Below are 6,428 nucleotides of genomic sequence, written 5' to 3' on the forward strand. Positions count from 1 at the left end.
ACTACTCCAGGGTACGTTCCGATATATTACTCACCCGTTCGCCACTCGCCGCCAGGTTGCCCCGCGCTGCCGTTCGACTTGCATGTGTAAGGCATGCCGCCAGCGTTCAATCTGAGCCAGGATCAAACTCTTCAGTTCAATCTCTGTTTAATGTCCTTGCGGACAGATCGCTCACTCAAAATACTGACAGGCCACTTCTTGCGAAGCGCCTATATTTCTTTTTTGTGAACATTTGATAATTTAAGTATTCAGTGACCGAGTCACTGGCACCTTCATCAAACGCCCACACTTATCGACTGTTAATTGTTAAAGAACTTTGTTCGGTACTGCCTTGCAGCTTGTCGACAAATCGTTTTGTTTGTCAGCCGCGAAGAAGAAAGAGTATGAAGCGTTTTCGCTGCTTCGTCAACTTCTTTTTTTACTGCATCATCGTTGCCGATGCCCCAAGTTCTTGTTTTTGTTAACCAATTTCTCGGGGAGGCGAACTATAGCAAACCGCCGCGTTGACTGGCAAGGGGTTTCCAAAAATAACTTTCAGGTGCCCGCCGGTGCCGTCTGCCGCGCGCTTCGCTCAGCACGAAAGGTGTCCACGGCGAGATAACGGAGCTGGGAGCGGCGCCCCTCTTCGCTGTGCACGAATCCGAGGCCGGCGACATACGGCTCGATGATGCGAATCTTTTGCAGCGGCGTGACGACGAGCAACTGGAGGTTCATCCGCTTGAAAAGTTCCAGGCCGTAACGCGCCGATTCGTCGGAGCCGCGTCCGAATGCTTCATCGATCACGACGAAGCGGAACGATCGACCTTGGTGCGCATCGCGCTCCAGTCCGAACTGATACGCAAGGCTCGCGGCGAGCACGGTGTAGGCAAGTTTCTCCTTTTGCCCGCCCGATTTGCCGCTCGCGTCCGTGTAGTGTTCGTGCTCACGGCCGTCTTCGCGCCAACGCTCCGATGCGGAGAACACGAACCAGTTGCGCGAATCCGTGACCTTGCGCGTCCAGCGGCGATCAAGTTCCGCACTGCCCGCGCGGCCGCGGAAGCGTTCGATGATGCGCTTCACCTGCAGGAACCGTTCTTCCAATGGCACTTCGCCTCCTGCCTCACACGAGATGCAGCGGCGCAGATCCTGCTCGAACTCGCGCAGGTCGGCGTCGAGGTTCTTCTGCGCCTCGAGGGCGATGTAGCGATTCGGGTTGTAGTCGATCTGGTGCAGCGAACCGTTGATGGTGTCGACGCGCTCGCGGATGATTTCGCGTTCGCGATGGAGCAGCGCCTGGAAGGCCGCCATTTCGCGCACCGCGCCCTCGCCAAGTACTTCCTTGAAGCGAGCGGCGTATTTCGGAATGGCCTCGCCCAGCAAGTCGGCCAGCATCTGGCTGAACTCTCCGGCGGAGTCGATGCTGGCGTCGACCTCGCGCGCATCGATCGGCCACGCGCGGCGGTAGTCCTGCATGGCGCCGACGATCGCGTCGCGCAGCCGTGCGAGCCGCTGTCCTTCAATATCGATGTGAGCCTGCAGGAAGGCGCCGAAATCAAGCTCCGCGCGGTCGCACGTTTCCACGTCCAGCGCGGTCGGCCCCAGCGCCTGCATGCGCATCGATTCGATCAGCGTAAAGAACCCGTGTGCATCCTGCGCGATCTCGCCGGGCAGCGCCAGGTTTGCCTGCTCAAGCTGTTCGCGGGCTCGTGCTTGCGTGCCGATGGCAGCATTCCACGCTTGTTCGGTCAGCTCCCGCCGGACCGCCAATTCCGCGGACTGCTGCTGCAGCGTCGCGATCACGTCCGAACAGGACGACAGTGCCAGCTGCTCGCGCTCAAGCGCATCGATCTCGGCAAGCACGGGTTTCCAGTTCAATTCACTAAACTGATCGAAGGTGGCCAGGCGCTGCCAGTCGCCGAGCAAGGCATTCTGATTGTGCACCTCGATTTTCAAACGCTGAATGTGAAGGCCATGCGCCTGCACCCGCGTGGTCAGGTCGCGCTCCTGCTTGACCAGCGCGGAAATCCTGGCGTGGTTCGACCATCCGAGAACGAAGGTCGAACGATCATCGAACGGGTGACTATCGTCCTTTTCGTGGCGCTCGCCGTCGTGCTTGACCTGGCCATTGCGGGTGACCACGCGCATCTCGCGCCGGAATTCGTCAAGCCGGTTGCAGCAGGCATGGTCGAAACGGCTGTGCAGCTCCGATTCAAGCCATGCATAAAACGGCGAGTCCGGGCGGATCGCAAGCTTGCGCGCCAGCGCGTTAGCCGGGAGAAGTCGCGGCTCCTCCGTTAGCTCCCCACGAACACGGTGATACGTCAGGCGTTCGCCGAGGTTGGCGTCGTCGATCCAGGCCGCGACCTGCGAGTAATGCATATCGGGTACCAGCAGCGACAAGGCGAAATCGCGCAAGACGCGCTCGGCGGCCGCGTCCCAGCCGCTCTCGTCGTCGCGCACTTGGATCAACTCACCGGCGAACGGCAGACTTTCAGGGAGGATGCGCAGCGCATTGCACAATGTCTCGCGCAGTTCCAGCATGCGGCGCGGGATATACGAGCGGCGCCGCCGCAAGGATTCGAGCTCGGCGGTGATTTCGCTGTACTGGCGCCCCAACTCGCGAAGGCTCACGCCTGCCTCGGTGAGGCGGTCCTGGAAATCGTCGCGCTGCGCGATGCAAGCCGCCTGTCCCTCTTCGATAGCGCGGCGGTTGGCCGCAAACAATGCCGAATCGGCCGCCCCCGGCAAGCCGAGCGCGCCGGCCAATTGGTCGTACTGGCCGAAACGGTGGAGTCGCGCTTCGCTGGTCAGCTGCAGCCGCGCGATTTCACCCTTGATCTGCTCAACGCGGGTTCCGCCGTTCGAGATGATCGCATGGACGATCTCGTCATGCCGCTGCCGCTGGCTGCGCCGCTCTTCACCGAGCCGCGCCAGTTCGTCGGCCACAAGGGCAAGTTCGTTCTGCAGGTGGTCGATGCGCTTACGGAGCAAGCCGGACTTGAGTTGGGCGAACCAGGGGCGCAGTGAATTGCGGCAGCCGCGCAGTTGTTCGAGCTTCCCTTCGAGTTCCCGGTAGCGCTCGCACTCGGCACTCAAGGGCGCCAGCTGGTCGGCCTGCAGCCTCGCCTTGACCAGCGCGTCGTGCGCGCGGTTGGCCTCGTCGAAATTAGCGATCAAGGCCGCGATTCGCGCCGCGACCGGAAATGCTTCGAGCATGTGATCGCGCACGAAGTCGCTCAGGTTACCGACCGATTTCATCGACACGGTCTGATGAAACAGCTCCATCGCCTATTCACCGGCGATGCCGAAGTGGCGACGAAACTCGGCGGCGTATTGCGGGAAGCTGTCATGCACCGTGACACCGTGCAGTGCCTGCAGGCGCCTGCGCAATTGGCCGATGTCTTCGCCGAAGCCGGCGAAGTGGCCAGCGATCGACAACCGCCCGGTGGACACAACATGAAAACGCTCGGGTTGGCCGCCTGGATCCTTCATCGAGAATACCTGTGCGAGCGTGACCGTCTCTTCGATCGCCTCGTCATGGAAGACGGCGAGGATCGCCGAATAGCTGTTTTCGTCGCGCAGCGAGACCGAGCGCGCAGCCATGCCGTCGTCACCGCGCTCCGCCTTGTAGTGCCCCATCACATAGCTGCGCAGGCTGCGTTCGCGCGCGTCGGCGCCGGCCGCCTTGTTGTACGAGATTTTTTGCGGCGGCACCAGCAGCGTGGTGAGGCCGTCGACCAATGTCGATTTTCCCGAGCCGATATCCCCGGTGAGCAGGATGGTTTCACCATCAGGCTGCAGGCGCCAGACGCGCTCGTCGAACGTGCCCCAGTTGAACACCTCGAACTGGTGCAGACGGAAGCCCGCGCGCGGCGGGATCGCAGGCGTCATCTCGAGGGCCGGATGCTCCATGTCCAAAGGCGCGCGATCGTTCATGCGTTTTCTCCACTGACGGCATGTTCGCCATATTGAGCGAGCCGCTGTTCGAATTCGCTGATCCACTGCGCGTCGACGAACGCCTTCAGGATGCGGCGCACTTCGAACTGGTCGTCCTGGCCGCGCAGCCGATGCAGGAATCCCAGCTCGATGACTTTGTTGAGATGACTGTCGATGCGGTCCAGCAGTCGCGCTTCATTGCTGGTCTCGGGAAGGAAGCCACGCACCTGTCCGACGATATCGTCGCGGCTGACGACCAGGCGCGTGTCGCCGCCGACGGCGTCAAACTCGGCGAGCCTTTTACGCAGCAGGACGAGAATCAGGCTCACCGGATACGCCAGCTGACGGCGTTGGATCAAGCGGGGGAGCGCTGCCTCGCCGGGCGCCGCGGTCCGGTGCCGCAAATAGGCATAACCTTCGGCGTCGTCGAGGATCAGTTCAAGGCCAAGAGTCGCGCAGTAATCGCGCACCCGCCCCTGCAATTCGATCAGCGGCTGCCACATCGCGACGTCCTGGTCACGGTATTGCACTCCCTGGAACAGGCCAACAAGCAGTTGGCCCAGGCGATTCTGTTCGGTCATCGTCGATTCGGTATTCATGCGGTGTAAATGATCAGGGGAAGCGTGGCTTGGCGCCGGCTGCCGGATTCGTCGAACCACGAAACGACTTCGCTTTGTTCGTCGTCGACGGCGGCATGCAGGTCTTGCGTCGCCAGGTTGATGTAGGCGGAAAGTTCGGCGAGACCGTGCCGGATCGGATACTGCTGCACCAGGGTCCCTAGCGTTACCTGTTTCCGGGTTTGCAGCGCGCGCCGCACGTTCGACAACAGGCGCGACGGGTCGACGGATTCCTGGCTGAACAACGCATCGATGCTGATATCCGACTCATCTCCTTCCCGTGCGTGCTTCATGATTTTCGCTTTGACCGGAGGGCTGAACAGCGGCCGCTCCATCGGCAGCCCGAGCGATGGTCCGGTGTCGTCGATTTCCATGAACGCGCGATCGTCGATTTCGCCGCGCAGGGCCAGTGCGCGCTGTTCGATGTCGCGCATCAGATGGATGATGCGGCGGTTTTCAAGCCTGGCCTGGTCGTCGACATGGCGCCGCAATTGGTCCGACAGGCGTCTTAGAGTCCGGTGAGCTGCTTCCCCGGCCTCCATCAGCGCGTCGCGGTTGCGCTGAATTCGCGCCGCAGGCTCCAAATCACGCAGACTACCCAGCGCTGCCATCTTTCGAGCCAGTTCGGCGAGTGAATCCTGACGGGAGGGCGACATCAGCTGGTCGCGGAAAGCGCGGAAGCTCCTTTCTTCGTCGGTTTCACCCAGCAGGTCGCCATCAAGGAGCGCCCCGCCGGCATCGATCGCGACGATCCGTTCGCGCAAGCTGCGGTCCAGCGTGCGGAAATTCTGTTCAACTGCGCGAAAGTCCGACACCAGTTCACGCGTAATTCCGTCTGCAAGCAGGAAGCGCTCGCGCGCCTCGACCGGATCCATCAAGTCGATTCGGCCTGATTGCAAGCGCGCGATTTCGGAGTCGATTTCGGCCTTGCGGCGTTTCAGCGCCGCGACGCGGGCGCGTGGGTCGAGCTGCGTGCCCTCGGCGACCTGCTGCAATAGGTTCAATGCGGTGGCGAAGCGCGCGTGCGTCCCGGTGAAAGCGCGCGGAGCCAGGCGGTTCAGCCACACGATCGCCATCTCGCTCGATGGCGTCAGGTCGTAGTGCGCTTCGTCCTGGCCGGCCGGATAGAATTTGCGCAACCACCCTCGCTCATCCGACGCCCAGTCGTCCAGATAGGCGGTCGGCGATTTCGGATACAGAATCTCACCGGCGGCGTGATGCAAATCCCGCAGGTGATCGTCCAGTTGTGACGCCAGCTGCGGCCGGGCGATCGCGCGGGAACTGGAGATGACGAACGCAGCGTGCAAAAAGCTGGCGATCATCGGCGCATGGGCGGCGGCAAGCAGGCGCCAGGCCGCATGGTTTTGCCGCTGGTTCGATAGAGTCTGAAAATCCATGGGCTCGTTTTTCAATGGACGAAAAAAAACCCCGCCATTGCTGACGGGGTTTTTTTCTTTATAACTAGCCTGACGATAACCTACTTTCACACTGGTTGCAGCACTATCATCGGCGTAAGCTCGTTTCACGGTCCTGTTCGGGATGGGAAGGGGTGGTACCGAGTTACTATGGTCATCAGGCATAACTTGTACAGGTCTTGCTCCCGATGGGGCAGCAATTCCTAGAATCTGGAAGAAGTAAGTTTTGTATTACTGGGTAATGAGTATGAATCAGAACAATCAACAGCGCCGTTCTTCTTATCTCCGTACCTGTTAAGGTTATAGGGACAAGCCGTACGGGCAATTAGTATCAGTTAGCTTAATGCATTACTGCACTTCCACACCTGACCTATCAACGTCCTGGTCTCGAACGACCCTTTAAAGAGCTCAAGGCTCTGGGAAATCTCATCTCAAGGCAAGTTTCCCGCTTAGATGCTTTCAGCGGTTATCTCTTCCAGAC

4 protein-coding genes and 3 rRNA genes are annotated in these 6,428 nt (G+C 60.6%); all 7 read right to left on the reverse strand.

What is annotated here, in order from left to right; all coding sequences use genetic code 11:
- A 16S ribosomal RNA gene (locus tag AC1D02_RS22115) occupies positions 1-138 on the reverse strand; the annotation flags it as partial.
- Between the two features lie 396 nt (positions 139-534).
- Positions 535-3,264: an ATP-binding protein gene (locus AC1D02_RS22120; protein ID WP_477320614.1), complete on the reverse strand. Its 2,730-nt coding sequence runs from the start codon at positions 3,262-3,264 to the stop codon at positions 535-537.
- A gap of 3 nt (positions 3,265-3,267) precedes the next feature.
- Positions 3,268-3,915: an ATP-binding protein gene (locus AC1D02_RS22125; RefSeq protein WP_477320615.1), complete on the reverse strand. Its 648-nt coding sequence runs from the start codon at positions 3,913-3,915 to the stop codon at positions 3,268-3,270.
- On the reverse strand, positions 3,912-4,496 hold the full coding sequence (locus AC1D02_RS22130; protein WP_477320616.1) for a DUF4194 domain-containing protein: 585 nt from the start codon (positions 4,494-4,496) through the stop codon (positions 3,912-3,914). Before AC1D02_RS22130 ends, AC1D02_RS22125 begins: the two co-directional genes overlap by 4 nt.
- Before the next feature lie 14 nt (positions 4,497-4,510).
- Positions 4,511-5,929, reverse strand: coding sequence for a DUF3375 domain-containing protein (locus AC1D02_RS22135; protein ID WP_477320617.1), 1,419 nt, complete (start codon positions 5,927-5,929; stop codon positions 4,511-4,513).
- A gap of 67 nt (positions 5,930-5,996) precedes the next feature.
- Positions 5,997-6,109: ribosomal RNA gene (gene rrf, locus AC1D02_RS22140) — 5S ribosomal RNA — on the reverse strand.
- 142 nt (positions 6,110-6,251) lie between these two features.
- Positions 6,252-6,428: ribosomal RNA gene (locus AC1D02_RS22145) — 23S ribosomal RNA — on the reverse strand; the annotation flags it as partial.

It is taken from the genome of Massilia sp. P1_C10 (assembly GCF_056406475.1).